General features: G+C 64.2%; 39 protein-coding genes. 17 read left to right on the top strand and 22 right to left on the bottom strand.

The features are described 5' to 3' along the window. Positions 1-192 precede the first annotated feature (192 nt). Entirely contained in the window at positions 193-2,235 is a 2,043-nt protein-coding gene (locus WHZ77_RS06155; protein WP_375314665.1) for a protein-L-isoaspartate(D-aspartate) O-methyltransferase, read from the bottom strand. Positions 2,236-2,613: 378 nt separating this feature from the next. Here WHZ77_RS06155 and WHZ77_RS06150 point away from each other — a divergent pair, with 378 nt between their 5' ends. From WHZ77_RS06150 to WHZ77_RS06140, 3 genes are read left to right on the top strand one after another with little or no spacing between them, the layout of a single operon-like run. Beyond that, entirely contained in the window at positions 2,614-3,171 is a 558-nt protein-coding gene (locus WHZ77_RS06150; protein WP_375312861.1) for a nitroreductase, read from the top strand. 18 nt (positions 3,172-3,189) lie between these two features. After that, positions 3,190-4,107, top strand: coding sequence for a DnaJ C-terminal domain-containing protein (locus WHZ77_RS06145; protein WP_375312860.1), 918 nt, complete (start codon positions 3,190-3,192; stop codon positions 4,105-4,107). After that, positions 4,104-4,439, top strand: coding sequence for a MerR family transcriptional regulator (locus tag WHZ77_RS06140; RefSeq protein WP_375312859.1), 336 nt, complete (start codon positions 4,104-4,106; stop codon positions 4,437-4,439). Before WHZ77_RS06145 ends, WHZ77_RS06140 begins: the two co-directional genes overlap by 4 nt. 19 nt (positions 4,440-4,458) lie before the next feature. On the opposite strand, the gene WHZ77_RS06135 is transcribed toward WHZ77_RS06140, so the two are convergent. Next, positions 4,459-5,622: an agarase gene (locus WHZ77_RS06135; protein WP_375312858.1), complete on the bottom strand. Its 1,164-nt coding sequence runs from the start codon at positions 5,620-5,622 to the stop codon at positions 4,459-4,461. A 24-nt stretch (positions 5,623-5,646) separates the two neighbouring features. On the opposite strand from WHZ77_RS06135, the gene WHZ77_RS06130 reads away from it, so the two are divergent. Then, positions 5,647-6,255 carry a hypothetical protein gene (locus tag WHZ77_RS06130; protein ID WP_375312857.1) on the top strand — a complete coding sequence of 203 codons (609 nt, stop codon included), beginning with the start codon at positions 5,647-5,649 and terminating at the stop codon, positions 6,253-6,255. 319 nt (positions 6,256-6,574) lie between these two features. Continuing rightward, on the top strand, positions 6,575-8,080 hold the full coding sequence (locus WHZ77_RS06125) for a hypothetical protein (protein ID WP_375312856.1): 1,506 nt from the start codon (positions 6,575-6,577) through the stop codon (positions 8,078-8,080). Positions 8,081-8,159: 79 nt separating this feature from the next. Here WHZ77_RS06125 and WHZ77_RS06120 read toward each other — a convergent pair whose 3' ends face one another. The 10 genes from WHZ77_RS06120 to WHZ77_RS06075 all read right to left on the bottom strand — a co-directional run bounded on the left by WHZ77_RS06120 (position 8,160) and on the right by WHZ77_RS06075 (position 14,023). Further along, positions 8,160-8,498 carry a hypothetical protein gene (locus WHZ77_RS06120; protein ID WP_375312855.1) on the bottom strand — a complete coding sequence of 113 codons (339 nt, stop codon included), beginning with the start codon at positions 8,496-8,498 and terminating at the stop codon, positions 8,160-8,162. Between the two features lie 2 nt (positions 8,499-8,500). Further along, complete coding sequence (locus WHZ77_RS06115; RefSeq protein WP_375312854.1) at positions 8,501-8,761, bottom strand: helix-turn-helix domain-containing protein; 261 nt, start codon at positions 8,759-8,761, stop codon at positions 8,501-8,503. Continuing rightward, a complete protein-coding gene (locus WHZ77_RS06110; RefSeq protein ID WP_375312853.1) occupies positions 8,761-8,988 on the bottom strand; it encodes a hypothetical protein in 228 nt (75 codons plus the stop codon). Before WHZ77_RS06110 ends, WHZ77_RS06115 begins: the two co-directional genes overlap by 1 nt. After that, entirely contained in the window at positions 8,988-9,194 is a 207-nt protein-coding gene (locus WHZ77_RS06105; protein ID WP_375312852.1) for a hypothetical protein, read from the bottom strand. Before WHZ77_RS06105 ends, WHZ77_RS06110 begins: the two co-directional genes overlap by 1 nt. Before the next feature lie 796 nt (positions 9,195-9,990). Beyond that, the gene (locus WHZ77_RS06100; protein ID WP_375312851.1) at positions 9,991-10,509 is read right to left on the bottom strand and encodes a hypothetical protein; all 519 of its coding nucleotides are present in this window, start codon (positions 10,507-10,509) and stop codon (positions 9,991-9,993) included. 17 nt (positions 10,510-10,526) lie between these two features. Continuing rightward, positions 10,527-11,030 (bottom strand): TIR domain-containing protein, encoded by a 504-nt coding sequence (locus tag WHZ77_RS06095; protein WP_375312850.1) that lies wholly within the window; start codon positions 11,028-11,030, stop codon positions 10,527-10,529. Positions 11,031-11,265: 235 nt separating this feature from the next. Continuing rightward, positions 11,266-11,703: a very short patch repair endonuclease gene (locus tag WHZ77_RS06090; RefSeq protein WP_375312849.1), complete on the bottom strand. Its 438-nt coding sequence runs from the start codon at positions 11,701-11,703 to the stop codon at positions 11,266-11,268. Then, positions 11,684-12,628, bottom strand: coding sequence for an Eco29kI family restriction endonuclease (locus WHZ77_RS06085; RefSeq protein WP_375312848.1), 945 nt, complete (start codon positions 12,626-12,628; stop codon positions 11,684-11,686). Before WHZ77_RS06085 ends, WHZ77_RS06090 begins: the two co-directional genes overlap by 20 nt. Positions 12,629-12,684: 56 nt before the next feature. Next, positions 12,685-13,797: a DNA cytosine methyltransferase gene (locus tag WHZ77_RS06080; protein ID WP_375312847.1), complete on the bottom strand. Its 1,113-nt coding sequence runs from the start codon at positions 13,795-13,797 to the stop codon at positions 12,685-12,687. Positions 13,798-13,825: 28 nt separating this feature from the next. Further along, entirely contained in the window at positions 13,826-14,023 is a 198-nt protein-coding gene (locus tag WHZ77_RS06075) for a CopG family transcriptional regulator (protein WP_375312846.1), read from the bottom strand. Positions 14,024-14,267: 244 nt separating this feature from the next. Between WHZ77_RS06075 and ligD the strand changes: the two genes are divergently transcribed. The 3 genes from ligD to WHZ77_RS06060 all read left to right on the top strand — a co-directional run bounded on the left by ligD (position 14,268) and on the right by WHZ77_RS06060 (position 16,607). After that, positions 14,268-15,152: a non-homologous end-joining DNA ligase gene (gene ligD, locus WHZ77_RS06070; protein WP_375312845.1), complete on the top strand. Its 885-nt coding sequence runs from the start codon at positions 14,268-14,270 to the stop codon at positions 15,150-15,152. A 63-nt stretch (positions 15,153-15,215) separates the two neighbouring features. Continuing rightward, entirely contained in the window at positions 15,216-15,887 is a 672-nt protein-coding gene (locus WHZ77_RS06065) for a CarD family transcriptional regulator (RefSeq protein ID WP_375312844.1), read from the top strand. A 15-nt stretch (positions 15,888-15,902) separates the two neighbouring features. Then, a complete protein-coding gene (locus tag WHZ77_RS06060; RefSeq protein WP_375312843.1) occupies positions 15,903-16,607 on the top strand; it encodes a hypothetical protein in 705 nt (234 codons plus the stop codon). A gap of 16 nt (positions 16,608-16,623) precedes the next feature. Here WHZ77_RS06060 and WHZ77_RS06055 read toward each other — a convergent pair whose 3' ends face one another. The 8 genes from WHZ77_RS06055 to WHZ77_RS06020 form a co-directional block, all read right to left on the bottom strand. Beyond that, positions 16,624-17,586, bottom strand: coding sequence for a DNA cytosine methyltransferase (locus WHZ77_RS06055; RefSeq protein WP_375312842.1), 963 nt, complete (start codon positions 17,584-17,586; stop codon positions 16,624-16,626). Then, a complete protein-coding gene (locus tag WHZ77_RS06050; protein ID WP_375312841.1) occupies positions 17,583-18,407 on the bottom strand; it encodes a hypothetical protein in 825 nt (274 codons plus the stop codon). Before WHZ77_RS06050 ends, WHZ77_RS06055 begins: the two co-directional genes overlap by 4 nt. Further along, positions 18,407-18,622 carry a hypothetical protein gene (locus WHZ77_RS06045; RefSeq protein WP_375312840.1) on the bottom strand — a complete coding sequence of 72 codons (216 nt, stop codon included), beginning with the start codon at positions 18,620-18,622 and terminating at the stop codon, positions 18,407-18,409. The genes WHZ77_RS06050 and WHZ77_RS06045 overlap by 1 nt, the downstream gene beginning before the upstream one ends. A gap of 12 nt (positions 18,623-18,634) precedes the next feature. Beyond that, positions 18,635-18,916 carry a hypothetical protein gene (locus WHZ77_RS06040; RefSeq protein WP_375312839.1) on the bottom strand — a complete coding sequence of 94 codons (282 nt, stop codon included), beginning with the start codon at positions 18,914-18,916 and terminating at the stop codon, positions 18,635-18,637. Between the two features lies 1 nt (position 18,917). Next, a complete protein-coding gene (locus WHZ77_RS06035; protein ID WP_375312838.1) occupies positions 18,918-19,715 on the bottom strand; it encodes a hypothetical protein in 798 nt (265 codons plus the stop codon). 2 nt (positions 19,716-19,717) lie between these two features. Further along, positions 19,718-20,182, bottom strand: a complete 465-nt coding sequence (locus WHZ77_RS06030) for a metallophosphoesterase (protein WP_375312837.1) — start codon at positions 20,180-20,182, stop codon at positions 19,718-19,720. Between the two features lie 116 nt (positions 20,183-20,298). Next, positions 20,299-20,520, bottom strand: a complete 222-nt coding sequence (locus tag WHZ77_RS06025; protein ID WP_375312836.1) for a hypothetical protein — start codon at positions 20,518-20,520, stop codon at positions 20,299-20,301. After that, a complete protein-coding gene (locus tag WHZ77_RS06020; RefSeq protein WP_375312835.1) occupies positions 20,520-20,864 on the bottom strand; it encodes a hypothetical protein in 345 nt (114 codons plus the stop codon). Before WHZ77_RS06020 ends, WHZ77_RS06025 begins: the two co-directional genes overlap by 1 nt. Positions 20,865-20,998: 134 nt before the next feature. Between WHZ77_RS06020 and WHZ77_RS06015 the strand changes: the two genes are divergently transcribed. Further along, positions 20,999-21,301, top strand: a complete 303-nt coding sequence (locus WHZ77_RS06015; RefSeq protein WP_375312834.1) for a hypothetical protein — start codon at positions 20,999-21,001, stop codon at positions 21,299-21,301. On the opposite strand, the gene WHZ77_RS06010 is transcribed toward WHZ77_RS06015, so the two are convergent. Next, the gene (locus WHZ77_RS06010; RefSeq protein WP_375312833.1) at positions 21,282-21,776 is read right to left on the bottom strand and encodes a hypothetical protein; all 495 of its coding nucleotides are present in this window, start codon (positions 21,774-21,776) and stop codon (positions 21,282-21,284) included. The genes WHZ77_RS06015 and WHZ77_RS06010 overlap by 20 nt on opposite strands. Positions 21,777-21,925: 149 nt before the next feature. Here WHZ77_RS06010 and WHZ77_RS06005 point away from each other — a divergent pair, with 149 nt between their 5' ends. The 8 genes from WHZ77_RS06005 (at position 21,926) to WHZ77_RS05970 (ending at position 25,079) form a co-directional block, all read left to right on the top strand. Next, complete coding sequence (locus WHZ77_RS06005; RefSeq protein ID WP_375312832.1) at positions 21,926-22,201, top strand: hypothetical protein; 276 nt, start codon at positions 21,926-21,928, stop codon at positions 22,199-22,201. Next, on the top strand, positions 22,194-22,658 hold the full coding sequence (locus tag WHZ77_RS06000) for a hypothetical protein (protein ID WP_375312831.1): 465 nt from the start codon (positions 22,194-22,196) through the stop codon (positions 22,656-22,658). Before WHZ77_RS06005 ends, WHZ77_RS06000 begins: the two co-directional genes overlap by 8 nt. After that, complete coding sequence (locus WHZ77_RS05995; RefSeq protein WP_375312830.1) at positions 22,658-22,975, top strand: hypothetical protein; 318 nt, start codon at positions 22,658-22,660, stop codon at positions 22,973-22,975. The genes WHZ77_RS06000 and WHZ77_RS05995 overlap by 1 nt, the downstream gene beginning before the upstream one ends. After that, the gene (locus tag WHZ77_RS05990) at positions 22,972-23,187 is read left to right on the top strand and encodes a hypothetical protein (protein WP_375312829.1); all 216 of its coding nucleotides are present in this window, start codon (positions 22,972-22,974) and stop codon (positions 23,185-23,187) included. The genes WHZ77_RS05995 and WHZ77_RS05990 overlap by 4 nt, the downstream gene beginning before the upstream one ends. A gap of 124 nt (positions 23,188-23,311) precedes the next feature. Next, entirely contained in the window at positions 23,312-23,677 is a 366-nt protein-coding gene (locus WHZ77_RS05985; protein ID WP_375312828.1) for a hypothetical protein, read from the top strand. Beyond that, the gene (locus tag WHZ77_RS05980) at positions 23,677-24,141 is read left to right on the top strand and encodes a hypothetical protein (RefSeq protein ID WP_375312827.1); all 465 of its coding nucleotides are present in this window, start codon (positions 23,677-23,679) and stop codon (positions 24,139-24,141) included. Before WHZ77_RS05985 ends, WHZ77_RS05980 begins: the two co-directional genes overlap by 1 nt. 6 nt (positions 24,142-24,147) lie before the next feature. After that, on the top strand, positions 24,148-24,465 hold the full coding sequence (locus WHZ77_RS05975) for a hypothetical protein (protein ID WP_375312826.1): 318 nt from the start codon (positions 24,148-24,150) through the stop codon (positions 24,463-24,465). Then, positions 24,462-25,079, top strand: a complete 618-nt coding sequence (locus WHZ77_RS05970; protein WP_375312825.1) for a hypothetical protein — start codon at positions 24,462-24,464, stop codon at positions 25,077-25,079. Before WHZ77_RS05975 ends, WHZ77_RS05970 begins: the two co-directional genes overlap by 4 nt. Before the next feature lie 1,189 nt (positions 25,080-26,268). Here the strand turns inward: WHZ77_RS05970 and WHZ77_RS05965 are convergent. Further along, positions 26,269-26,808, bottom strand: coding sequence for a hypothetical protein (locus WHZ77_RS05965; protein WP_375312824.1), 540 nt, complete (start codon positions 26,806-26,808; stop codon positions 26,269-26,271). Positions 26,809-26,830: the final 22 nt, after the last annotated feature.

Genomic DNA, 26,830 nt, shown 5'->3' with positions numbered 1-26,830 from the left:
CGGCGCGCTTGTCGTCCGCGTCCCGACCGCTCCTGCCAGGATCGAGACCGACAAACCTCGGCGGACGCACTCAGGCCGCCGACTTTCGGCGCAGCGTTGCAAGCACGGCGGCAATCAATCGATCCACCGGGCTTGCCGGGAGCCTTGCCCGCACGCCTGCGTTCTGTCACGCAAAGCCGTCAGCTTACGTGATCACACTCCGAACGGATAAGTGTCCGGAAGCCCGGCGATCTCGGCCGTATTCAGCGGGGTTACCGCCCGGGTGTCGTCAAACCAGAAGTATTCGTCGAACTGCTGTGGCAAACTGGCCTGGAAGTAGTGGCTCGCAAGTTCGGTTTCGGGCCTGTAGATCACGCCGATGGCCCGCTCAAGCCGTTCCTTGCCAAGACCCTTCGGACCGCAGAGTTCGCCGCGACCGCGCAGGCCGAGCATGAAGCGTGGAAGGCCCACTGCGTGACACAGCTGTTCGTAGCTGTTGGGAAGCGACGGGCGGACGGTCTTGATCTCCATCAAGCCGCCCCAATCGGATGCCGCGGCGACCGTGCCGCTGTGGGTGCCGAAGCCAACCAGATACGCCTGGTCACCAAACTGCTTACGGCAAAGCTGGCCGATATTGTGCTCGCCGCGGGCGGCCATCTCAGTCGCCGACGCGTCGCCGACATGCGAGTTATGCGCCCATACCACCGCCTTGCTGTCCGGCCCATGAAATGCCAGCAGGTTGTTCAAGGTGTCGAACATGTGACTGTCGCGCAGGTTCCATGACGCGCGCGAGCCGTAATACATGATCCGGTAATAGCGCTCGGCGTTGGCCACAAGACGCGCATTCTGTTCGGCATCGAGGAAGCGCTCGCCATCGTGCTCGGCATATGCCCGGCGCTTGGCCAAGAGATCGGTGAGCGCGCGCGCCACGTCGGATTCGCAAGTCGGATAGGATCCCGTCAACGCCGCATGTCCGTACGTGGCGGGATCGCGCTGCCACGGCGTCAGGCAACCATAGCGTTCGCGGGCCACACGCGCGGACGCGGGATCCACGTCGTCGAGATAGTTCAGGATCGACCGAATTGAATCGTAGAGGCTGTAGAGATCGAGGCCGTGAAACGCGACGCGCCTGCTCTTCTCTACCGTGCCGTTGTGCTTGCGTAACCAGCTGACGAAATCGCGCACCTCGGTGTTTCGCCACATCCAGGTCGGAAACCGTGCGAACGCCGTCCACTCCGACGGCGGATATTCGAAATGCCGCACATAGTGGTCGACACGAGCGGCATCCGGCCAGTCCGCCTCGATCGCCACGAAGCCAAAACCCTTCTTGACGATCAGATCCCGAGTGATACGTTCGCGCATCCGGTAAAACTCGGAAGTACCATGGGTTGCCTCGCCGAGCAGCACGACGCGCGCCGACCCGATACGCTCCATCAGCGGGCCGAGATCGGCCGCCTCGATGGATGGAAACGATTCAGCGGCGTCGGCGAGATTACGGACCAACGCTTCCTCATCCGGCGCGACCGGCCGAAGCGCTCGTCGCACGGTCGCGCTGGTCTCGCCTTTTGCAGTCGCCCACCCCTCCTCTCCGATCAATGGAACGAAGCGGACATCGGCAATGTCTTCGTTGCGATACTCGTCCTTCGAAACGCGGATGACGCGTACCAATTCCTGGCTATGCTGATCGGCGCCGACCGGAATCACCAACCTGCCGCCGATCTTTAACTGCTCCTTGAGCGCCTTTGGAACCTGCGGACCGCCGGCGGCGACCACGATGGCGTCGTAGGGCGCATGTTCGGGCCAGCCTTTGGTGCCGTCACCATGCAGAACGTGGACGTTATCGTAACCGAGTTCGGCGAGCGTGACTGCCGCCTTTTCCGCGAGGGGACCGAGGCGCTCGACCGTGTAGACATTGGCCGCGATCTCCGACAGCACCGCGGCCGCGTAACCGGAGCCGGCCCCGATTTCGAGCACCTTTTCGTCGCCGTTGAGCATGAGGGCCTCCGCCATGAAAGCAACGATGTAGGGCTGAGAAATCGTCTGCTCCCCGGCGATCGGGAGCGGCGAATCTTCGTAGGCGAATTCGCGAAGCCTCTCCGGCAGGAACAACTCGCGCGGCACCTTGCCGATTGCCTCGAGAACGAGCTCGTCCCGCACACCGCGCGCGGCGATATTGTGCTTGACCATCTCGGCCCGGAGCGCGGGAAACGACTTCACCTCATCAGAGCGATCCGAATTCTGCGCTAACGATCCCATGATCATGGCTCCCGCATCTTGCTTACGTTGAGTGCGCCCGCAAACGCCTCGCTATCTGCATAGTGCCGTCGACCGTCGCGTCCCAAATATGTCCCGCTGATCGGATCGAACGACCGAAAACCTGCGTAACGTTGAAGCCGGCCGACGATGTTATTGCGGTTGTCGCTGGAGCCAGCGGCGCAACGGCCACCGAGCCCAGGCCGACGGAGCCCAAAAGGGCGACGACAACGATCGCAGTACGAAGTGCAGTGCGTCCATGCATGATGAACCTCCAACACCAGCTCAACCTAGGATCACTGCGCCTCCACCGATTTGATCGACATCAAACCGAGAAATGACGGGTGCGTCAGGATTAGTTGGATGCAAATGGAGATTGCCATGGATCTCAAAGAAGCCATCTATAGTCGGCGCGCGGTACGCGAATTCACCTCGCAGCCGGTGGACGAGGAGGTGTTGCGGCAACTCATCGATGCTGCGATCCAGGCGCCTAGCGCCGTCAATCAACAGCCATGGCTGTTTACGGTCGTGCGTGACAAAGCACTACTCGCGCGCATTTCGCGCGAGGCAAAGGCCCATGTGCTCAAGACCTCGGCCGCGGCGTTGGCATCGCATCACTTCCAAAGCATTCTCGAAAATCCCGATTTCGACATACTCTATCACGCTCCAGCATTGATTGTGATCTCGGCACCCGAGGGGCCATGGGTCGTTGAGGATTGTGCTCTCGCGGCGGAGAATCTGATGCTGGCGGCCTGCGCCGCCGGGTTGGGAACATGTTGGATCGGATTTGCACAGGGCTGGCTTGGAACGTCGGAGGGGAAGTCGTCGCTCAAGCTTTCCGGCACGACCGTGCCAGCCGCTCCCATCATCGTAGGGCATCCCAAAACAGCGGTGGCGCCGGTACCCAGAAAGGCCGCAAGAATTGACTGGATTTCGTAGACCTTCGGGATCAGGTGAATGAAAGACCCTTACGAAACGCTTGGCGTAACTCGATCCGCGACCGACAAGGAGGTCAAGAGCGCCTTCAAGAAACTGGCGCGCAAATTTCACCCTGACCTCCATCCGGGCGACAAGGAGGCAGAGGCCAAGTTCAAGGCAATCTCGGCCGCCAACGATCTGCTCAAAGACAAGGAGAAGCGGCGGCGGTTTGACGCGGGCGAGATCGACGCCAGCGGCGCAGAGCGACCGCAGGAGCGGTTCTATCGCGACTTCGCGGACGGGCCCGCCTACACCTCGCACGCCGCGCAGGATGGATTTGACAGCAACGAAGATCTGGAAGAGTTCCTGGCAAAAGCGTTTGGTGGCAGAGGGCAACGATCGGAGAGGGCATTCCGGGCGCGCGGCCAGGATGTGAGCTATGTGTTGCCGGTGGCCTTCGTGGACGCCGCCAGCGGCGGCACTCAAACCATCATGCTGCCGGACGGCAAGACCCTTGAGGTGATTGTTCCCGAGGGCGCCGAGGACCGGCAGATGCTGCGGCTGAAAGGCCAGGGAATGCCTGGCTATGGCGGCGGGCCGTCAGGCGATGCCTATGTCGAGTTGCACATCCAGCCGCATCCGTTCTTCCACCGAAAGGATGACAACATCCATGTCGAAATACCCGTAACCCTGCGCGAGGCGGTGCTGGGAGGCAGGATCGAGGTGCCGACAATCACTCAACCGGTGACGGTGACAGTCCCGAAGGGTTCGAATTCCGGCACCACGCTGCGGCTGCGCGAAAGAGGTATCCGCAACCGAAAGTCCGGGCAGCGCGGACATCAATTGATCACGCTGAAGGTGATCCTTCCCACGGTCGAAGAACCCGAACTGATACAGTTTCTGGAAGCATGGCATCCAAAAAGCCCTCAGGATCCACGCAAGGAGATGGAGCCATGATGGCTGTCGACGATCTTTTGGCGACCATCTCCGCGCTCCAGCGCAGCGATCTCGAACGTTGGGTCAGCGAAGAGCTGGTAGTGCCGGAACAGGACAGAGGGTCTCTGACGTTCTCGGACATGGAATGCGCGCGGATCCGTCTCATCTGTACGCTGACCTATCAACTCGACGTTGATGACAGCGCGCTACCGGTGGTGCTGTCGCTGCTCGATCAGCTTTATGACACCCGCCAACGGTTGTTTTCCCTGACCCGAGCCATCAAGACGCAGGACGAAACCGTTCAACTCGCTATCGCAGCCGCGACATCGGCGGAAGGCAAGTTCAAATCCTGACCTTAATGCGTTGCAGCGATCAGATCACAGCCGGGACGGCAGCGGCATGAATGCGTTCTGCAGCGGCATTGACCCTTGTCATGGTCGTCGTCAGCTCGTCATAGACTTGGTCGTCGACGGTCACCGTGCCGAAATTCGAATCCTCACCGTCAAAACGTCCCTGCGCTGGCTGATCGGCATGCTCGAACCAGTGATAGCCAACGACATTCGGCTTGCTGAGAGCGGTTGCAACATAGCCCTCGAAAGCCCGAGCGCGCTCGGTCTGGGTCGCCACACGCGGTCCTGCCCCTTGGGAATTTGGAAGACCTGCATCATCGCCGCGGAAGGCGAATTCGGAAATCAGGCATGGCTTACCGGTGGCAGCATAAGCGTCAATAATCGGACCGGGGTCGAATTCGTAGCAATTGAAGGAGATCACATCGAGATGGCGACCTGCCGCAGCGATCACGCCCCGCGGCGGCTGCCAGCCGAACCGGGAGCCGATCACGAGATGATGCGGGTCTGCCGTCTTGATTGCCGAGACGCACACTTCGAAATACTTGTCGGCCACGACGGCTACAAAGGCATCGCAATCTGCTGAAAAGGCCTCGCGCGCGTCATCGGCGAGATTGGCCTTGGTCTCGATCGCGTCGTTCAAGCCTCCCGGCGGGAGTCTGACGAACGGCGCCGCAACATGTTCGATCCTGCCAAGCTCCTCCCAGGAGCGCGCCGGTGTCCGCCATACCGCATTGAACCGATAGATATCCCGATAATGCGCCTGCAGACTCGAAATGGCAGCAAGCCGACCAGGACGATGAGATGGCAGATTCAGGAACAGCGTCATCAGCTCATCGGGCCCTCGCGCATCAGTCGACCAGTAGAGTTCGTTATCGATAAAGGTGCCGAGCAAGCCGGGATCATTGCGACGAAGCGTGCAACGCTCCCTGGCACTTGTGCGGATATGCGCTGAGAATTCCGGATCGAAGACATCCGGAAATATCTGGTCGCGTCGGTGCAAGCGAAAAGATGCGCCGAGTTCCCTGATCGGCGTGATCGCCAGCAATTGCGATCCCGCACGGGCGACGCCTTCGTCCGACCAGCAGCCGACCGTGTTGAACTGCCAGCTTGCCAGCCGGTCGGAAGCAGCGGCGCGCCAGGCTTGTAGGCTCCCGTATTTCGCTCGGCAGGCCTCGGCATAGGGCACGCGCTCAGTCCGGCCGATGCGGTCTTGATCGAAGCGGACCGTATTGATCCCCTTCGAGATAAAGCGGCCACCATCGGGATCGACGAACCAGAATATGCCATTGCGCTCGGCGATGCGGAAGAAGCAGCTTGCCTCAAGGCCGTCGTCGACGACTCCTCCCCATCTGGTTCTTCGCAAGCGCGCCCCCGGCAACAGTCTGAAGATGCCGTCCATCGCACGGCTAAACCAGGGGTCCTTGACCTATCTCAAAACCATCCGGACCACCGTAATTACCATTTTCAGAGGGAGTCCGGGACGACGGGTCTGACGGCGCGGTCGTTATGGCGGATCAAGCTGGGCATCCGCCAGCCTCGTGCGATGCCAGGGCGGCTTCCAGAACCAGATTATCCAGCCGAAGCCGCGGTGCGCCAGGTCCGCTCCAACGGCGAGATCAAATGGCGTGGCGATCTCATCCACATCTCCAGCGCACTCATCGGTGAATCAGTTGCCGTCGAGGAAACCGAGGACGGGCACTGGCAAGTGCGCTTCTTCGACGTACCGATCGGCATCATCGACCAGAAAACACGCAAGCTGCGGCGCTGCGCCGCAGCGGACCGAACCATGAACGACTGTCACCCACCGCGCCAATCGTAGCGATAAGGCGGGCTGCCCCTCGATGCGCCTCGTAGGCGCATGCCCCTCAGAAAGGTGGTACGAAGCGTGGTACGAAAGAAATGGACGTCAAGCAATTTGGCGAAAATTGCCTATTATTTCTTGGTAGCGGGAGAGGGACTCGAACCCCCGACCCCAGGATTATGATGCCGGTGCTCAGCAGCCACAGGCCCTTCAGGTTAACCAAACTGGCATTTTTGCGGGGAAATACCCTCCAGAATCGATACTGATCGATCGACAGGCGGCGGTTTGACTCCATCGCATGCTACGGATTTGCTACGGATCCTTGAGGGGGCGTAGCGTGCCGAGCGTTCGAGTAGACATCACCGCCGAGGTCGTGAAGACGGCGTCCGACATGGCGAAGGCGTCCAAGGATTCGGACGCGATCTGCGACTGGTTCGACGTCCGCCAGCATTACCTGCAGCTGCGCCAGCGCGGGAAGCAAGTGACCTGGTTCGTCCGGGCCCGGGGCCGGTCGCAGAAGATCGGCGTCGCCAACGCCATCCGGGGCGAGTATGAGCGCGGCTACCTCTCCATCAAACAGGCCCGCGACCGGGCTGCCGAGGTCTACGCCGGCATCGAGGCGCCGCCGAAGCCGGTCTCTGCCGGTGATCCGCCGCCCGCCTGGCTGTGGTCGGACCTCGACAGGGAATATCAGGCGAGCCTGAAGGAGCCGCGCTGGCGGGCCGGCCGGGTGAAGCCGCCGTCGCGGGGCACCCAGGACGACGTCCGCCTCGCCTTCGCCAAGCCGCCGGTCGCCGCCCTGGCGGCCAGGCCGCTTACCGCCCTCACCTCGCTAGACCTGACGCGTGCGATCGAGAAGGTGCACGAGGAGAACGGCCACCGCGCTGCCTGCAAGACGCTGGCGTACGTGAAGAGCGCGCTCACCTGGGCGCTGTCGAAGCGCGGCGAGAAGAGCGGCCTGCACGGCACGATGCCGTGGTGGACGGCGATGCGCCCGCCGGATCCCACCGGCGACGAGATCGTCGAGATGCAGGCGCGCCGGCGCACGCTGACGCAGGCCAAGGTCGCGTTCGACGTGAACCACCTGGGCGCCTTGCTGGTCGAGCATGAGTCCTTCTGTGCCGAGGAGCGGATCTCTGCCGGCGTTCGCTGGGGGCTGTGGTGGGTGGCGTTCACCGGAAACCGGCGGTTCTCGACCGTCGCACTCGAGCGTGAGCGCCTGCTGCAGGTCGACGAATTCGGCCGGCCTGGCTGGGGTCGGGCCGCATGGCCGCCGGAGACCATGAAAGGCAAGTCCGAGTTCTGGCTGCCGCTGCCGCCGGCCGTGCTGGCGGTCGCCAACGGATCGATCGCGGACTGGACGGAAGAGGTCCGGCGCAAACACGGCGAGATCGACAGCAAGTGGGTGTTCGCTTCGACCAGGCGGCACGGCCGGGATCCGGAGAACGACGACGTCGCTGTCTTCCCCAACAGCTTGAACGCGCACCTGCGCGCGATGCGGGGCGTCAAGAAGAGCGGCCGCAACAAGCAGAACCTCCTCGCGGACCTGCCGTGGTTCAGTCTGCACCTCGTGCGCAGCGTCGCCGGCAACTACCTCGACGCCGCGCCCGGCGTGCCGAAGAGCGGCATCAGCGCGATGCTGGCGCACGCCGACGAGGAGACTGACGACCGGCTGGCGCCGACGACGAAGGCGTTCTACGTCAGCAACCAGCGCATGCCGGAGAAAGCGATAGCGATGGGGGCGTGGAGCGACGCCCTGATCGAGGCGTACCTCAAAGCCGGCGGTACGATGCCGATGCCGAAAGAAAAAGCCCCGGCCGTGTGGGCCAGGGCTGCTGAGTGAAACCCGGGCGGACCCGGAATAAGTTGCCACAGGAGACCCTCTTGGGCTGCCGTCGGCCTACCCGCGCGAACGCGGCACGCTATTCCTTCTCTCCCGGCACCACGCGCTCGAACGTCATCGCCGTGCCGTCGTTGTAGCTGCGGCCGTCGAGTCCGAGCTCCGTCAGCGTGTCGCCCAGGAGGAGGGCGAGGCTGTCTTCGGCCGCATTGATGGCGGAGTCGCGCTGCTTCACCCAACCGCCGTCGATCTCGACCGTCTTGCGGGCGCCACCGTCGCGGTACCCGGAGCCGAGCGCCATGACCGTGAAGCTCCATTCGTCCGCGTCTGCGTCGTGGCCGACCAGGAGCTTGAACGCTCCGACCGTCCGCGAGATGTCGTGGCCTTCGGCCTTCCACTTCGTCATGTCGATATCGCTCATGCTCACTCCTCCAGTTCGGCGAGCATGCGGCCCGCTATGTGGTCGATCTTGTTGGCCGCAGCGCGCTGGCGGTCGGCCTCGAGCAGCAGCGCCTCCGCGATCTTGCGGTAGACGTCGTCCGTCACTTCGCGGTCGCCGGCGACGATGAACGACAGCAGCTGCTTCGAGATGCCGGCGTCCGCCGCCATCTTCGAAAGGCCGCGGGTGCCGTAGGCCACGTCGAGGGCCGCCTTGATGCGGGCGGCGCGGGATGCCTTCGCCATCATCCGACCTCCGATGAGGACCTGAGCTCGGCGATCTTCGCCCGGCACTTATCGTCCAGGTACATGCGCTTGTCCCCCTGCTTGACGAAGCTGGTTGCTTCATCGCCGGCATAGACCCGGCGCCAGTGACCGTCGCTGATCTGGAGCATCACACCCATGCCACGCCCCGGCCAGTTGGGGCGCTTCCGGCGGAATCCGACGATGCTGTTCGCGTCAAGGAATTCCATCAGATCACCGAGTAGCCGCGGCTGTCGAAGGTGGCGTCGCGCTCGACGATGCGCGCGGCGTGAGCCCAGGCAGCCAGTTTGGCGCGCTCGCCGGTGATCGCTACGAATTCCTTGCGGACCGGCGGCGATACGGAGAAACGGCGCTCGCGGCCGACGCGGGCGTGGACGTGGACGTGGACGTGGACGGGGTTCGGCTTGGTCGACATCAGTCCCTCCTCTCGATGCCGCGGATGCGGCGTCCCTACGCCCCCGAGCCCGGTAGCCGTTGCCGGCGCCGGGCGTGAGGTCGATGTTGCGTGGTCTAGGCGGCGCGGTCCGCAGCGCGGGTATCCTCGCGGAGGTGCAGCTTCGACAGCAGCGCCAGCGCCTTCGTGGTCATTCTGTTCTCCTGCTGGACGTCGCGACCATCGCGCCGTCTTGTATGTAGACAGAATGTCTACAATCTGAGGGAAACGCAAGCACAATCGATTCACGAGCGCGTGAGTCAACACGCGCTCTGACGAGTTAGCTGCCCTTAGGTGGTTAATTTGTCCGCTATACTGGACAGATCGGCGCGTTCAGTCGGAAATGCACGGTAAACTGGACAATCCGCATGGCCTCTCTCCTCAGAATCCACAGCCTGTGGAAAGCTAGTAAACCAGGCGATCACGCCGTGATCGGCGAAAACGCCTAGTATACTAGGCTTTCCTCACTTCACGCTGAAATTCCAGGTCCGCGTCGTGCGCGTCTGGCCGTCGACGATGCGCTCGGTTGTCGTCTGCTCGCAGCGCATCTGCTGCGCGTTGGGATCGATGCGGTTGGTCGTCATGGTGTCGATCGCGGGCCGGTTGGTGCCCCAGCGGCAGGGCTCGGCGGCGGCGGGCGGGGCGATGAGGATGGCGATGAGTGCTGCAATGGTCTTAATGGTGCCTCCGTTCCCCCGTCCGCAGTCACCCTCTCACAAAAGGATTCAGATCCCGTTACGACGATCGCAGGATCTGCGTTGCATCACGGCCGCAGAGCTTAATCGATCTTCCGGCGCTTTTTCGCGATTTTGGGTCTACGGCGCTCGTTGCCGGCATGGATGACCTCCGCGAGGTCGGCGCGCAACTTCACGATGGCATCGGACTGCTCATCGAGATCTCCTTCGTTCTCGAAGTAGTTCGTCGGCTTCATGCTGCTCCGGGAGACGTGCTGGGCACGGTCGCCGGCGTAGGTCGACATCCATCGCCCGTGCACGACGGCAACCCTCTTCTCATTGATCTTCAGCGCCTGTTTCAGAAGCTTCTCTAGGGCGGGATCTGGCTTGCCGTCCTCCTCGATCTCGGACACCGCGATCAGCGCGTTGCAGAGTCTGGCGAAGTCGAAGGCCGACATGATCGGCGTGTTGAAGTCGAACGGGACTTGAGCCTTGCGCCGGAGGTGGGTGCGCAGTTCGTCTTCGAGCCTTGAATACTCGAACACGAAGCGGCCGATCTCGCGGAACAGATCGCTCTTATCGCCTTCAAACGCGATGATGTCCGCGAGGGAGTTCTCCTTCATCCTCGCGCGGCGCTCCTTCACTTCTTCGCTTTCTTCTTCGCCTTGCGCGCCTTCGCCTCTGTCGGAGCGAACTTGCCGACGTCGAGCCAGTCGCGGCCGTCGGTGTCCATGTCGCAATGGAGCATCTGCAGGCGGCCGACGAGGGCGTTGCGGCTTCCGGGCGAGCCGTTGAAGTGGAGCATGTGGCGTCCGCCGATATCCGAGAAATCCTTCACTTCGCCGACCTGCACGAACACGGTTTTTTCCTGATGTCGTCCCATGGCAAGGCCGGCCTCGAAGATCACATTCGGCCTGGCCTGTCCGCGCTGTTTGCCTTCCTTGCTCTTCTCATGGCCTTCGACGAAGTGGTCCTTGAGCTGCACCAGATCGTCGGGCGAGAACAGGACCAGCACCGCCTGGGCCTGGTCCATGACACGATCGATGACGTCGCCGACGAAGGGGTTGGCTCCCCGGCGGGCGCGCCGGATCGCCTGGTCCCATTCGAGCGGCTGCAGGTCGAGGGCGCGCAGGAACGCGAACATGGATTGTCGAGGACCTCTTTGTATCTGTCCGGGTCGCGCTTCCTTGCGACGTCGAGACAGAGATACGCGAGCGACCGCCCGATGACGGGCAGCCAAGTCGCGTAGTCCGGGGCATCGTCGGCCATGGGCTTACCTGCGGTTGAACGAATCGCGGCTGCATGGTGACGATCGCGGTTCCCGGAAACAAGGCGTTCACGCCCCGTTCCCCACATTATCCCTCGAAAAGGATTCGAAATCAGTGGGTTGGCCGGGGCCGGATCGCCTTGATCCGCTTGGCGACGGCGCGCAGATCGTCGTCCTTGATCTGGCATTCCCAGACCTCGAACACCTTCCAGCCGAGTCTTTTGAGCTCGGCCTTCACGCGCTCGTCGCGCGCGCGGTTGCCCTCGAGCTTCGGCAGCCAGAAGTCGAGCCGCGACTTCGGCAGGCGCGCCAGCTTGCAGTCGGGATCCGGATGTCGGTGCCAGAAGCAGCCGTGCACAAAGACGACGGCGCGGCGGCTCGGGAAGATCAGGTCGGGCCGGCCAGGAAGACCCTTCGCATGCAGACGATACCGGAGGCCGGCGGCGTGCAGTGCGCGGCGGACGCGCATTTCCGGTTTGGTGTCGCGCCCGCGCACGCGTGCCATCTGCGCGCTGCGCTCCGGCGATGTCTCATTCGTCGTCTTCGCCACCGACCTCTTCCGGATCCGGTCCGCTCGCCTCTTCGCCAACCGGCGAGACCTCCGCGTCCTTCGGGGCGCCGTCCTGGCGGAAACCCGCCAGCATCTCCTCGAGCAGCGCTGCGTGGTCCTTTCGCGGCGGATAGTCCGTGAGCACCTTGTCGATGCGGGCGGCGATCTCCTGCGGCGACAACGAATCCTGGAGACGCGCGTCGAGCGCCCATGGGCGCCCGGGATGCACGACGTCCCAAGGCGATCTCTTGTTCTTTCTCGTGCCGGCGGAGTCGCCGTGTTTGCTCATCCCCCAGCACGCCTTCGTCTCGGAATTCCAGACAGGCCAGAACGTGCTGATCAAATGCTTCTCGGCGACCAGCTGCGCGTTGGTGGCGCAGACCAGGCGCCGGCAGGTGAAGTCGGCCAGGCCGATCGGGGCCAAGCCTTGCGGCAGCTGGTTCGAGTAACCCTCGGCGGTGGCGATGGTGCCGGCGTGCTCGATGAGGCGGTCCGTCAGCTTCGGGCCCTGCTCGCGCGCATCGCTGGCGTCGTCCTTCGCGGGGTCGGCCTTGCCGACATAGATCGGCGTCTCGGTCTTGGAGATCGCGGCGTAGAGCGGATGGTCGCCGCGGTAGTAGATCGCGTAGACGCCGGAGCCGTAGGCGCGCTTCACCTCGCGCAGCGACACCATCTCCTGGGCGAGGAGCGCGATCGACACCATACGGCCGATCGCCTTCGGGTCGGCGGGATCGAAGGTCGCCCGCGGCATGCCGATCGGGTCGGTCGCCGCCCGCATCTCTTCGAGCGCCGCGGCATGATCCGCCAAGCCCGCCCGCACTCGACGGATGATGGCCGGCGACGGATTGTGGCCGAGGGATTCCCGGATGGCAGCAAGCGCCTTCTGCAGATCGTCCATCGCGATGCGATCAGGCCCGCGCGCCATCCTCGACTCCCCCTTCCGAGGTCAAGGATTCGACCCGCGGCTGTTCGGAGGCGAACCTACGCCGAGGCGCGCGCCAATTCCAGCGGCACGGACCGTCCCGACGCCAGCTCAAGCAGCCACGATCCGGCCGCGAAGCCCAGCTGAGCCGGCACGGCGTTGCCGAGCTGGCGCATGCTCTCGCTCCAAGAGCGCGGGAACTCGTAGTCGTCCGGCAGCCCGACCAGGCGGGCCGCCTCGCGGGTCGTGAAGTATCGTACGGTGCCGTCGTCCTTGACCATCATGTTCTCGCCGCCGGGCACACCGTGGTCGCCGGCCTTGAGCGCCTTTGCCGGAAGGTCGAGGGGGCTGCCGGTGTGGCCGGGATAGACCCGGGCGCCGGGTTGGAAGACGTGGTTGCGCTTGCCGTTCGGTTCGCCGAGTCCCGCGAGCGCGTCACGCACGGTGACCCAGGCAAATCCTTCGGGCGCGTCGCCGCGCTTCAGCGCCGCGACCTTGGGGGCGTCCTGCTCGGACGGCTTGCGCTTCTTCAGGCCATGCCGCTTCCAGTATTCGCCGGTGACGTACTGATCCCACAGCAGCCGGTCGCGCGAATGAGTTCGGCTCATCGCGAAGGGGGCGTAGCCGACGTCGTTGCGGAGCCCGAAGATGAGTACGCGATGCCGGATCTGCGCCGCGCCGTAGTCGGCGGCGTTCACGACCTGCCAGCAGACGCGATATTCGGCCTTGCCTCGCGAGGACCGCAGACGCAAGGCGTGCTGCAGCGGCGTCTCGCCGGGCTTGCGCAGGTTCGACGGCCGTTCCAGGCAGGACACGATCCATTCCAGGTACGGCAGGAATCGCGGTCCGGCGATGTTGCGGACGTTCTCGAAGAGAAAGAGACGCGGCTTGGCCTCGCGGATGGCGCGGATCGCCTCGGGCCACATGTCGCGGTCATCCTTGTCGCCGCGCTTCTTCCCACCGATGCCGAAGGGCTGGCAGGGCGGGCCACCGGACAGCAGTTCGAGCTTCGTGTGCGCGCTCCAGTCGACGTCGCGCACATCCTGTCGCTCGATCGGCCAGTCGCGCACGTGCTCGACGCCGTTCGCCTTGTTGTGGAGAACGGTCGCGACCGCATCGTGGTCGAACTCGGCGAGGAACTGATGACGGAATCCTACCCGGGACATGCCCATTGCGAGGCCGCCGCAACCGGCGAACAGCTCAGCGCTTTGCATGGTCGTTCTCCTCGAACGGCAGTCTGGGCCCGCCGGATTCTTCTTCTAAAAATCTCTCAACCGCGTGACGAATCAGCCAGGACAGCGCGACGCCCCGCTTTTTCGCGATGGCGGTCAGCTGAGCGTATCTGTCCTTCCTGAGCGTCGTCGTGACGCGCTGCGCGTGCTTGCCGTCTTGCCCCACCACGGCCTCCGCTGCATTCCGCGGTAATCCGCGGCGCCTCCGGCACCTTGATTCAATTCGGCCCCACAGGCAACCGAAATGATAGCAAGAATTTGTGAACAAACATAGAACGTGAAGTTATGGTTGCCAAGGAAGGATTCGGAATCCCTGCCATGCACCACTATCTTCGGTGTGGATGGTCCAGCGTAGGCGTACCCCGGTTCGGTCCCTTGCAGACGTCGAAGGGGCGGTTCCCTCCGGCGTTATGCTCGGATTCCTGAGCCCGCAGCTGGCCACCCTGAAGACCAAGCCGCCGACCGGCGAGGCCTGGGTTCACGAGATCAAGTTCGACGGGTACCGCGCCCAGGTCCACCTGGCCGGCGGGCGGCCGCGCGTGTTCACCCGCAGCGGGCTGGACTGGACGAAGAAATTCTCTGAGATCGCCGGCGCGTTCGCGGCCTCGCCGATCAGCCAAGCCATCGTCGATGGCGAGATCGTGGTCGTCCACGACGGCCGTACCGACTTCGCCGAACTGCAGGCCGAGCTCGCGGCGGGCCGACAGGGTCGCCTGCTCTTTTACGCCTTCGACCTTCTCTACCGTGACGGTTACGACCTTCGTCGGGTGCCGCAGATCGAGCGGAAACGATTGCTAAAGGAGATGATGGACGAAGCCGGACTGGAAGCGCCGGTGCTCTACAGCGAGCACATGGCGACGAGCGGCGCCGAAATGTTCGCCGCGGCGGCGAAGCTCAACTGGGAAGGCATCGTGTCGAAGCGCGCCGATGCGCCTTACCGATCCGACCGCAACGAGGGCTGGCTGAAGATCAAGTGCTCGCAGCGCGGGCAGTTTCCCGTGGTCGGCTTCATCAAAGATCCGGGCGGCATCGCGGCGCTTTATCTGGGCAAGCGAGTCGGCAAGGAATTGCAGTACGTCGGCAAGGTCGGGACCGGCTTCACGCGCAAGATGTCGGCGGATCTGCGGCGCAAGCTCGACGCGCTGGCGTCCCCGAAGTCGAAACTGACGAAGCCCATCCGGAAGCCGAAGGCGACCTGGGTGGATCCCAAGCTCGTCGCGGACGTCGAGTACCGCGACATCACCTCAGAGGGATATCTGCGCCACAGTTCTTTCAAGGGGTTGGCGAAGGACTGAGTTACCTCGCCCGGGGCTTCAATCGCAGGTATAGTCCCCGGATTGAGACGGCGGGGCATTGCGATGGGCTTTTTTAGGGACTGGTTCGACCGCACCGTCAAGGGCGGCCCGACCGAGATGGAAGAATTGATGAACCCGGTGTTGGGCTGGCGGCTGCAGCATTTCGTCTGCATCCCCGAGGACCGGGAGCACTGGCTGCGGCACTACTTCATGTTCTTGGACAAGGAGAAGGCTCGCCGAGAGTTCATAGTCTTCTACGCGCAGACGGCGGTCGGTTGGAGCTATGAGAGGACCGCCTACCGGAAGCAGGGTGAGGACGGCTACTCGCTCCTGTCGGAGCGGGGCCCGTGGTCTATGACGATCTCGTCACTGCTCGAACTGGGACGGCAACTGCCGGCCAACACGCAGTCGCCGAATGGGCACCATGCCGCCGGCGTCAGCATCGAGCGTAGACCGGCGCCGCAGCCCGAGCCCCCGCCCCGGCCGGCACCGCAGCCCGAACCTCCGAAGGCCGCTCTGCCCGAACCCAAGCCGGCGCCGAAGTTCGCGGTCGGCGAGCACGTAGTCTATCCGCAGCATGGGGTCGGCAAGATCACGGCGATCAAGCCAGACATGATCGACGGCGAGATGTTCCGGGTGCTGGTCATCCATTTCAAGACCGCCAACATGACGCTGCACGTGCCGGTGGAGAACGCAGGCAAGGTAGGTCTGAGGAAGCTGGCGGACGAGCTCTAGGAGAGGTCGACCTCGATGCGGCATTTCGCATGCTACGGCGACGAACGGAACAAGGGCTCCTGCGTCCATTGCGGCGGTCCGGACGAGACCAAGGACCATCTCCCGTCGAAGGTCCTACTCGACGAACCGCTGCCGGCCAACGTGTTCGTCAGCCCGGCCTGCTTCTCCTGCAACAACGGCCTCGCGCCGGACGAGGAATACGTCGCCGCGCTGGTCGAGTGCGCGCTCGCCGGCGACGTCGACCCGGCTCGGATCGGGCGCCAGAAGATAGCGAAGACGATCGCCAGCAGCGTACGCCTTGCGGAGCGTCTCCGCCGTGCGCGACGCATCGAGAACGGCTCGCCGGTCTGGGACGTCGAGCAGGACCGCCTGCGCAACGTTGTCCTCAAGCTCGCGCGCGGTCACGCTGCATACGAACTCAACGATCCCAAGCTCGACGAACCGGAGGTCTTTTGGGTGCGGCCGCTCGGGACCATGACCGCGGAACAGATCGAAGAGTTCGAGGACAGACCGAAGCCAGACGTGGTGCAACTCGGCGTGTGGCCTGAAGTCGGAAGCCGCATGATGAGCCGGTTGCTGATCGTCGAGAACGAGGTGTTCGATGAAGGGTGGCTGACCGTCCAGGAAGGTCGTTACAGATACAAGATGAACTGGCACGCCGGTCTCGACGTGCGCATCGTCATACGCGAGTATCTCGCCTGCCAGATCGTCTGGGGGTGAGGCCCCTGGCGGGGGACTAGCCGCCCGGCGGCAGCGCCCCGGGCGCCATCATCATCGCCGCCACCAGCATCGCGATGAAGAGCGGCACCAGGAAATCCATGCAGCTCGCGACGAACGCGCGAGCGGCGCGTTGATCGAGAGCATTGCCGAAGCCCTTGAGCGCCGCAACGCGCGAGATCAGCGTTTCGCCGGCGGGGCCGTCCACAGCCACGTTGCCGGATACCCCATCAGCCAGGCCGCGAATTCCGGGTGGACGGCGCCGGACTTTCCCGCGGTCATCTGCGATCCATTCCAGACGGTGTTCATCACCTGGTTCTCCAGGCGCGACTTGTCCGGCACTCCCGACGTCGCCCGACCGCCGTTCGTCGACACGCGAGGTGTTCCCCATAGCGAAGCCTTCAACGCGCCAACGAGATTCGTCCCATGCCCTCTCAGGCGCACGGCCTTGCTGTTGTTGTTCGAGCCGCCGCGACTCGTCGTCGGCGTCGGCCACAAAGTAATATCGCGGCCTGCCGTGCTCCGCACCCGAGCATGAGGCCGTGAAAGGCATTGCCCCCACGGAGTACTCCACGGCTTCCAGATCACTTCGCACAAGTCCGAGCCACGCAGGATAGTCCGTAGACTGCTCTCCAAAGAGGACTGGAGGCCGGCACTCCGCGACGAGCGGCGCGAAGACGGGCCAGAGATGTCGCGGGTCGTCGAAGCCGCGCTTGAGGCCGGCGCGGGAGAATCCTTGGCAGGGCACGGATGCGGTCCAAACAGGTCGATCGTCTCGCCATCCGACGCTGCGCAGCGCGAGCGGCCAACCGCCGATGCCGGCGAAGAAATGGCACTGGACGTAGCCTTTGAGGTCGCTCGGAGGGACGTCGCGAACGTCGCGCCGATCGACGTCGCCGGCAGGCAAAGCTCCAGCTGCGATGAGCCGCGCAAGCCACGCCGCCGCGTCCGGATCATGCTCATTATAGTAAACCCCCTTCACCCACTCACTCCTCGCCGCGTCGCGGTCAGGTATTCACTCGCTCGCCCTCGTCGAGTCGTTGTCCACCGTTTCCACAGTCCTCGCGCTCTTGAACCTGCCGTCTTGCCCCTCATCGGCCCCGCCTTGGCCTTGTGCTTCGTGAGCATGCTCAGCGTGCCGGCGTCGATCGTCAGGCTCGGCTCGCGCAGCAGGACGGCCAGCGCGTCGGAGAGGTGGCGTTGGAGCTCGTCTTTCGGATCGTCGCTCGGAAGGTTGTCGAGCATGTGGGAGAACCCCGCTGCGATGGACGCGGAGACCTTTGAAACCGCCTCGCTAAGCACCCGCTCAGGCCCTGGCGCGACCGCACTCCCCACCGTCGGAAGCAGAGGGCGGGGCCGCAGCGCTCCGAAATCGATATAGCCATGGTCGTCGATCGGGGCGTTGAGGAAGTCCTCCTCCGACCGCTCGGAGCCAGTCAGGTCGACGACCGATCCAGGCCTCTGCGACCACTCAACCGTCGGCTGCTTAGGGATGATCGGCTCCCACTTCCACGGAACAGGCGGCCACTTCTTACCGTCGATCACATGCAGATTTGCGATGGCCTCATCCACCTTCAGCCATTCGGACTCCCGCATCTCACGCCGCCCCCGCGCGACCAGCCAGACGCCGAACACGAGCAGGATCGACGACCGGTAGAGGCCGACCGTGCCGACGTTCTCGTTCTGCGGGAACAGATGCCGGTTCGGCGCGACGTGGATCGCGCCGAACGCGGCGACGGCGACGAACACGAGGCCGGCGATGAGGAGCGCGAGGCGCTCGGGAACGGTGTAGGTGGCGGTCATCAGTCGTCCTTTCCCATGACGAACCGAGCGAGCTCGTTCGTCGCCTTCTCCGTGGATTCGACGTCGCCCGGCCGGTAGACGTGAGAGATCGTCCTGTTGCCGATAGTGATCGTTTCTCTGACGGTCACCTCACTGGCGTGGCCCAGGTGCTGCCACTTGTCCTCGCCGGCTGGCTTGAAGAACATCTCCCGCCGCATCTGCTTGAACTCACCCAATTCAGCCTCCTCTTACCAAACTTTGCGGATGCGCACGGTGAACGCCTTCCAGAACACGCCGCCGCACGCGACGACCTCGACATCCTTGCCGTTCGGCGCCTTGGCAGTGAACAGGTCGGACACGGTGTCGTCCTTCGCGCAGCCCCACCAGGCCCGGCCATGCTGCACCACCTCGGTGAAGCCGTTGGCCTCGACCGCAGCCTTCGCTTCGTCGCCCATCTGCTTCGAAACGGAGAAAGTGATTGCGCCGGCGCAGACCAGCACCAGAGCGTAGACCCAAAACAATCCCTTCAATTCAGCCTCCGTTTGCGCTGCGCCCGGCACCACGCGTCGAAATCGGCGGCGTCGTCCGGATGCAGGTAGATGTCGGAATGCACAGCGTCGTCCTCGTCCACGGTGATGAGATCGTCGAGCATGCCGTCGGCGACCACCATGCCGTCCTGGACGACGATAACGCGGCCGCGGGGCAGCTGCGGGGTGCTGAAGATCGAGATAGTGATGACGCCCCCTTCCAGCGCTTCGCGATGCGCAGGCACACTTTGCAGGTGACGGGGTAGACCTTCTTCCGGTCGGAATCGTCCACCCATTCCGGGCTGGCCTCGCACAGCAGATCGCCTGCCTTGCGCTTGACGCGTCCGATCGACAGATCCTCGCGCAGCAGGACATGATCAACCGCGTTGCTCCGCGCTCCGGAGCCATAGCCGCGGCCGCAGGCGTTCACCGACACCTTGAACGCCGGATCCCAGCGCGCCGGGATCTCCAGCGCGGCGTTGAAGTCCTTCGCGATCTGTACACGAACCGCTTCCTTGAGCACCTCTCGCTCGCGTTCCGCCGCGCGCGCCGCTTCCTGAGCGGCTCGCTCGCGGCGCTCGTTCTCTTCGAAGTCTTCGAGCGGGACCGCGCAGGCCGTCGAGTTGGCCTCACCCGGCGACTTGCGCCAGACCTTGACCATCTTGGTCCCGGGCGGCGGCACATTCTGCCCCGGCATGAAGTCGTTGTTGAGGAGGCGGCCTCGCGCGTCGATCTCAGGAACCCGGTCGCCGCCGAACCAGCTGGGGCTCAGCATGCGCTCATCAATGACGTAGTAGCGCATGCTCACGGCGTCACTCCATCGTTGGAATCCGGCTCCGGATCAGCGATCTCCCCGTCGACAGGAGCCGGCAGCATCGCGAGGCGCATGCGGATCTCGGCCAGTGTGACCGGCCTGAAATCCCAACAGTCGACTCCGACGTCGTGCGACAGTGAGTTTCCCGGCAGCCTGCCGTGCGAGTGGCCGTAGACGTGAAGCGCGCCGCGACGGGCGCCGGGCCATACGCGCAGACCGTAGTGACAGGCGACGACCCTGACGTCGTCGCGGACGTTCAGCAGGTGCTGCGGCGGAGCCGCCCAACCCAGTTCCAGAGTATCCTTACCGTCATGGTTGCCGATGACGAGGAATTTAGATCCGTTCAGGCGCGAAAAGATCGCGCGCAACCGCTTCGGATCGCAGCGATGCGCGAAGTCGCCGACGTGGATTACGCGGTCGCCGCGCGCGACCGTCGCGTTCCACATGTCGATCATGTGGGCGTCGTGCTTGTTGATGTCGCTGAAGCGCTCACCGGTCGACGGATCGATGCGGTTAGCGAGGTCAATGATCGAACGGTGCCCGAAATGAGAATCCCCAGTATAGAAAGTCCTCATCGCACGATCTCCAACCGCGACAGCTCAGCGAGCGCGCGGTGCTTGCGGGCTTCGAAATCGACGTCGACCGGCTCCGGGCGCCGCGGGCGCTGAACGAGACGCCAGATCGCTTCGTGGACCGTCGTCAGCGGACAGCGCAGCCGCTTGGCCGCCCACGCGGCGTGCCCGCTCCACTCGGCGAGCACCTGGTACACGCGCTCGTCCGACGGCGTTCTCATCAGCGGCGATACTCGGCGGCGGCGCGGTACTGCACCTCATCGCACATGTCGCGGGCGATCACGCCGGCGCTGTGCGCGGTGACGTTGCAGTAGGCTTCGCGCACCAGATCGATCGCGCGGTTGATGTACGACGTCTCGCCGTCGCTCAACTTCAACGCTTCCATCACCAACACGGTCGCTGCGATGCGCTCGCGAACCTGCTCGACGGTCATGATTGGCAATTCAGCCGGATCCGACGGCATGCCCTCGCAACCAACATTGGGGCTGTCGTAGCCACGCGGCCCGAACTCGGACGGCGGCAGCGCGGTCAGGTCGTCCGCCGGCGTCTTGAACTTCTCGTTCATCGGTAGCCTCTCCGAGAAAACGACGGTTCCTTCGAGTTCGAAGGATTCGATTAACGATGCATCTATACTCCGCATGCCATAAGTGTGTCAACAATACATGTACATCTCCTGTACAAGCAACAGAGGAGACCACGATGGCGACTGCTGGAGGCTCTCACACTAACTTCGACACCACCGCGTTCGGCGCCGGGGCGGTCGGCGGATCGCTGGCCCTCGGCGCCGCTCTGGTAGCCGGTCTCGCGAACTACCGCATGGCGCAGCAGGCGAACTACGATGCCTGGACCGAGCAGCAGCTGCGCGCCGCGCTGAAGCTCAGCGAACTCCTCCGCGCCCGCGATCAGATCACCATGGGTCGCGAGATCCAGGCGCTCGCTCTGGAGAACGAGCGCCTGAAGCGCGACGCCAAGATCGCGCTGGTCAGAGCGCTGCCGCGGTAGCAGCAAGACCGGGGACGGCGCTGCAGGGGTCCGACATGGGCTCCTGCTTCGCCCATTTCGCGGTCCTCAACGACTGCAGCGCGCGCACGCGCGGCATCGCGAAAAGACTCGAAATATGGCCGACAACCGCGCTTTCCGGTGCGTCGATGATCGCGAACGCCTCTTCGCGATCGAGGCCTTGCGCCCAGACCTGCACGCTGCGAGGCCAGGAGGTCGGCACGGGCTGCGGCTCGTCGGCGAGGATCGATTCCGCCGCCCAGCCCTGCAGCGCGATCGCGATCTTGCGGTACGTTTCGGTGTGATCCACCGGCGCCTCGGGCGTCGTCTCGACCGGCGGCGCGACCTCCGGAATCGGCTCGCGCGTTACGGGCCCGACGGCGCCGGACAGCATCCGGAACGGCGCGGAAACCAGCGCCAGACCGACGCGCGCGAGCGCCTTGAACGCCGACATGATGGTAGAAATTACTGAACGCATCGTCTTCCTCCGTTGATTGCGAGCCCGCAGACTGCGCGACCGATCAGCAAGGCGCAACCCGCCCTCTCAACGGCAAGGATTCGAGGTAGACAACAGTCACCACACTGTACATTATGTGTTCCATGCTTTCGTTAACGAAGGATGCGATTTTGCGTAAGACCGCGTTTCCCAAGGATCTCCCCGGCCGACTGGAACTCGTCGGCACGACGCTCTACGGCTCCCAGTGGCGGCGCCGCCTGGCCGCCGGCCTCCGCATCGGTCGCGCGACCCTGCACGGCTGGATGACCGGCGCGTGGGAGCCGGTCCGCGACGTCGACGGCGAATTGATCGCCCTGCTCGACAGCGAGCGCGACGCCGCCGCAGCCCGTGGCCTGCAGATCGCGAGCCTCCGCCGCATGATGATCGGAGCTCGCGCCAATGCTTGATACCGTCACCGCCGCCCCCACTAAGGAAGCAGCGCGCTGGACGCTCGACGAGGAGCGCCAGCTGATCGAGATGGCGATGGCGACGCCGCGCATGTCGGTCGAGGGGATCGCTATCGCGCTCGACCGCTCCGAGAGCGCCGTCGTCGCCCACATGAGCCGCTTGCGCATCAAGGCGTCGTCTTGGACGCAGCACGACGACGATGTCCTGACGTCGTTGCTCGAAGAGTACCCGGAACCGACCCACCAGCAGCTGCTCGTGATGGCCGGCGAGCTCGACCGCCACGTCAACGCCGTCCGTATGCGGGTCCGCGCGATCCAGTCGACGCCGAAGCGCGGTGCGAAGCTGCGCCAGTGCATCAACAAGTGGGACTGCGGCCGCATCTTCTTCTCGAGCGGTCCGGGCGAGCGCATCTGCCCGACCTGCAAGCGCAACCCCGACTACTACGTGTGCGCCTGATGACCGAACGCAGCAAAATCGTCCCCATCCGCCGCTGGCCGACGCCGGTCCCGACGCGCACGGGTTTGGTCGTCACGGAGCACGACATCGAGATCGGCGAGGAGCGCGACGTCTACACGATCCACCGCGCCGTAGCTCCCGAGACAGGCCGCGGCTTCATGACGATCAAGGATTCCGAAGGCGCGGTCCTGCTCGTCAGCCGCGACGTGCCGGACGAATACGTGCCGTCACTGATCATCGCCTATCGCGCGGGCGTCCGGAAGGGCATCGCTCGCGGCTTCTCCGCCCGCGCCGGCGGCGGCGAGGTCGTCCGATGAGCAACCGCCGCCCGCCCCCCGAGACGGTCCCCGGTATCCCCGAGGCCCAGTCGCTGCGGCTGCGGATGGTCGGCACCGCCGCCTTTGGCGAGCGCGGCTGGCGCGTGCCGCTCGCCAGCGGCATCGCAATGAGCCGCCGTCATCTGCACCGACTGATTGACGGCAAGCGCTCGGCGGACCCGTCGGTATCGACGTCCGCCTGCTGCATCTGATCGCGCACGAGCGCCTGCAGAGCGAACGCCGCGTGCGCGCGCTGCGCCGGTTGCAGAAGAGGCTGCTGGCTCACATCGAATACATCGAAGCGGCGAAGGTCGCGTACGGAAAGCAGGACTGAACATGACGCCGCACTGGCAGCTGATCGAGAAGACGTTCCGCGCCATCGCGCCCCGCAACTGGCGCCGCGCCGCCGCGAAGGCGCTTGGCGTCGACAAGCAGGATCTGCGCGACACGTATGACCGCGAGGATCTATCGAGCGATGAAATCAACGCGCTGCTGGTGGTCCTGGAGAACGCGACCACCGCCGCGCAGAAAGCGCTCGATGCGCGCGCCAAGCACATCTCCGCCGCTGGCACGGCCGTCAGCGTCGCGCAGAACGAGCGCTACATCGAACAGTGCCGCATCGAGCAAGAGTTCAGCGACGACGGCGAGCGCTACCGCGTCTACCACGCGAAACTCATCGCCGAACTGGAGGAGGCTGCCTGATGACGCCGTACACGAAGCCCGGTCGCTTCCCGCCTGCGCACACGCGCTACGGTGCCGCCAAGCCGGTCGAGGTCAAGTTCGTCGAGCCCGAGGCCGCCGGCCAGCACGACGAGGACGGCCGGCTGCTGATGACGGCCCCGCTCGCTGCGCCGCCCCGCGCGCCGACGACGTTCATGCCGCGACCGTCGGAGCGCGCCAAGGTCTTCATGCGGCCGGCTGGCGGCCCCCGCCCGCGCCCGACATTTATTCCGTCGCCGCCGTGCGATCGACACCCCAGCGGCAGCGGCTACCCGACGCCGACTCCGCCCCCGAGGCCGAAGTCGACCACCCCGTTGCCGCCGCCGTCCCGCGCTCCGGAGAGCCGCCTTGCCGGCCCGACGAAGACGCCGAACGCGCCGGCACTGCCGCCGCAGCCGCGTCCGCGCACGAACGTGGTGATCATGCCGGACGATATTCCCTACTGAGGGCCGATGAAGATGCAGATGACGATGTTCGATCCGCGCGAGTACCCGGTCGCAACGGCCGAGATACTGGCCGATAAGGACTTGCGTGGCGCCATCACGGCGATGCGTAATCGTTGCGGACTGAGCGACTCCAGCTGGCCGCCGTATATTGAGGCGGCCGGAGAGCTCGCGGCGGTGCGTGCGTGGGCCGTCGAGGACGGCGGCGTTCGCTACGTCGTCGGCCGCATCGTGTTCGATGCCGACGATCTCGAGATCCTCAACCGAACGATCCAGCAGGCGGCCCGTGACGTGTTCTCCCGCCTCGACGCGGGAGCCGCCCCATGAGCCGCAAGGACGACGGCCGCATCCTGGTCGCGCTGCGCGACGGACTGGCATTCCGATACCTATACGGTAACTCTGCAGGTTGGGGCAACTCGTTCGGGCACTGGTACATCGAGCATCCGGACGGCCGGCGCCGATACATGGATTGGCCGTGCACCCGCCGCCTGCGGGACGGCGGCATGATCGAGCACACCTCCGACGAGTTGAACTACCCGAGCGACTGCGAGACGCGCGGAATCCAGAACTGGACGCTGACGGAGGCCGGCCAGGCCGCCGCGGCGGCGCTCCCGGCGATCACGGTCGATGACATGTTCGCCAGGCCGAAGGTGACGCCGCCGGAAAAGCTCGAGGCCGCCCGCCACAAGCTGAAGGCGCGCAAGATCGCCGGGGTTCTGACGTTCAACAGCGCACGCATCCGCGATCGCCGCGTCATGTTCGAGGGCGGCGGCAAGACGCTGACGGGGGCCTTCGCGTCGACCTACAGCGGCGAGATCCCGGATCCCGTCATGGAGATGCTGGCGCCGCACCTCGAATCCTTCGTCGACGTCGACGGTAAGGAGTCGCTGCGCATCACCGAAGCCGGCATCGCGGCCACCGCGCGCAAGCGCCGGGCCTGATCGGAGGTTGCGCTACTCTTGGGGGTGGGTAACGGGGGGTGTCGAGGTTTTTGCCGTTCGCGTGACGGGCGTCACGACTAACGCTGGCGACATCACAGCGTCGCTGAGGTGTAAGATAGCGTGCGATAGTGGGAAGCTAAGGCCAGTTAGCTGCCCTCCCGACCCGTAATCGCAGCCGGGCAGATGTCGTCTAAATCCGACAATGGCGCGCTGGCGATCCGAATTGTCGTCTATATACGACATGCGACAACGACCCGCGCGCCCCTTCGGCGGCGGTCAGACCAGATCCAATGATGGCAATAATTACGGAGAGGGGTGGCGTCAGCGCTGGCGTCCGCTCCCGTTGCCAAGGCGCTCAATTTCCGAAGTCGACCGGCCAGTCGCTCGGCGGACCAAACCCCGGATAGCACGTATGAAGGCATCAGCAGTAAATAGCAGTGCCGGCGACCAGAAGTAGTTCAACGATCCTGTTATTTCAACAGCCTCCCATTCCCTTTTCCTTGCATTTTTCGCTCACATGTGAGTCTTATTTTGTGGAGGAGTGCACAATGGTCACTGAAAGCCACCCCTGCGACTGCCTTTTCAACGATGTGCTCCAGGCATTTGAGCGCGTCGCTCGCGGGGCATCTCCGAACTGTTCGAATGCAGTTGTGGATGTTCTTCTCACTTATGGTTTAATCAGGCGAACGGTTCGCGTAATAGGGCGCGACTCTCTCGGTCCTGTCATTCGACATGGATACTCCATCCCGCCGGAAGTTTTGAGCGCGTAGATCACCGAGGTCACCTTAGTGCCCGCGAAGGATGCGAGTGCGCTCTGCAGAGGAACGCGTTGTGGATGATCACGCGGCTTCGTGATCGGTGAATGTGCCTATCTCGCAACAAGGAGCATCAATTCACTTGGTCTACACTCCGGGGCTACACTGGCGAACCCGGGCGTGCAGAAAGGCGTTATTTTACGGGGCTTTCTCGAAGCCGTTTTATTATGGCGGAGAGGGAGGGATTCCCGACCGCCGACTGCGGAAGCTCCAAAAACACCGTAAAATAAGGCATTCCTTAAAAAGCCGGCGAAGGCTTGCGACACCTGCTGTGTACCACCTTTTCAGCCCGAAAAACCGCATTTTTCGGCCAATTTCGAGGTGACTGGAAACGGCCCGGTTCTGGCTCCGCGCGCACCGTCGAGGTGGCCGTCTCACTGACCGTTCGGAAGCTCGCCGTCCTTGTGTTTGCCCATCCAGACGTTCTGATCGTTCGACGGCTTCGCCAGTTTCTTCGCGGCGAAGGCTGCCTCGGGGATCAGGTGAAGCCCGCTCAGCACCGCCATCCGGTGAGTCCCGTCGATCGGGCTCAGGCCTTCCGGCCGAAGCATGACGACCGGCGAGACTGGGAACGAGCCGTCGTTGAGGATGTAGCGGAACAGGTTGTCCCAGCGTCGTTTCGTGGTCGGGCTTGGCTTGCCGCCCTCCATCTCCTTGCGGATATCCATGACGTCCGCCTTCGCCTTCGGCGTGAGGCCATCGAAGCCGCAGTCCGTCTTCTCCAGCGTCCACGTGACGTTCTTCCACCACGAGATGGGACGTTGTCCGAGCAGCCTTCCCCAACGGTGGTCGCCGTACGGCTCGGGCGGAGGCCACCCCATGTCCGGATCGTTGGCAAACTCGATCAACCAGGGTTCGATCACGCCGGCGGGCCAGTCCGGGAAGTCCTTCTGGATGTCTGCGACGGTGATCATCGAAATCTTCTCCGATCGTCCC

It is taken from the genome of Bradyrhizobium sp. A5, assembly GCF_042076515.1.
In the GTDB taxonomy this organism is placed as follows: domain Bacteria; phylum Pseudomonadota; class Alphaproteobacteria; order Rhizobiales; family Xanthobacteraceae; genus Bradyrhizobium; species Bradyrhizobium cosmicum.
Note: the sequence above shows the minus strand (reverse complement) of the source record. Positions and strands in the feature narration are given on the sequence as shown.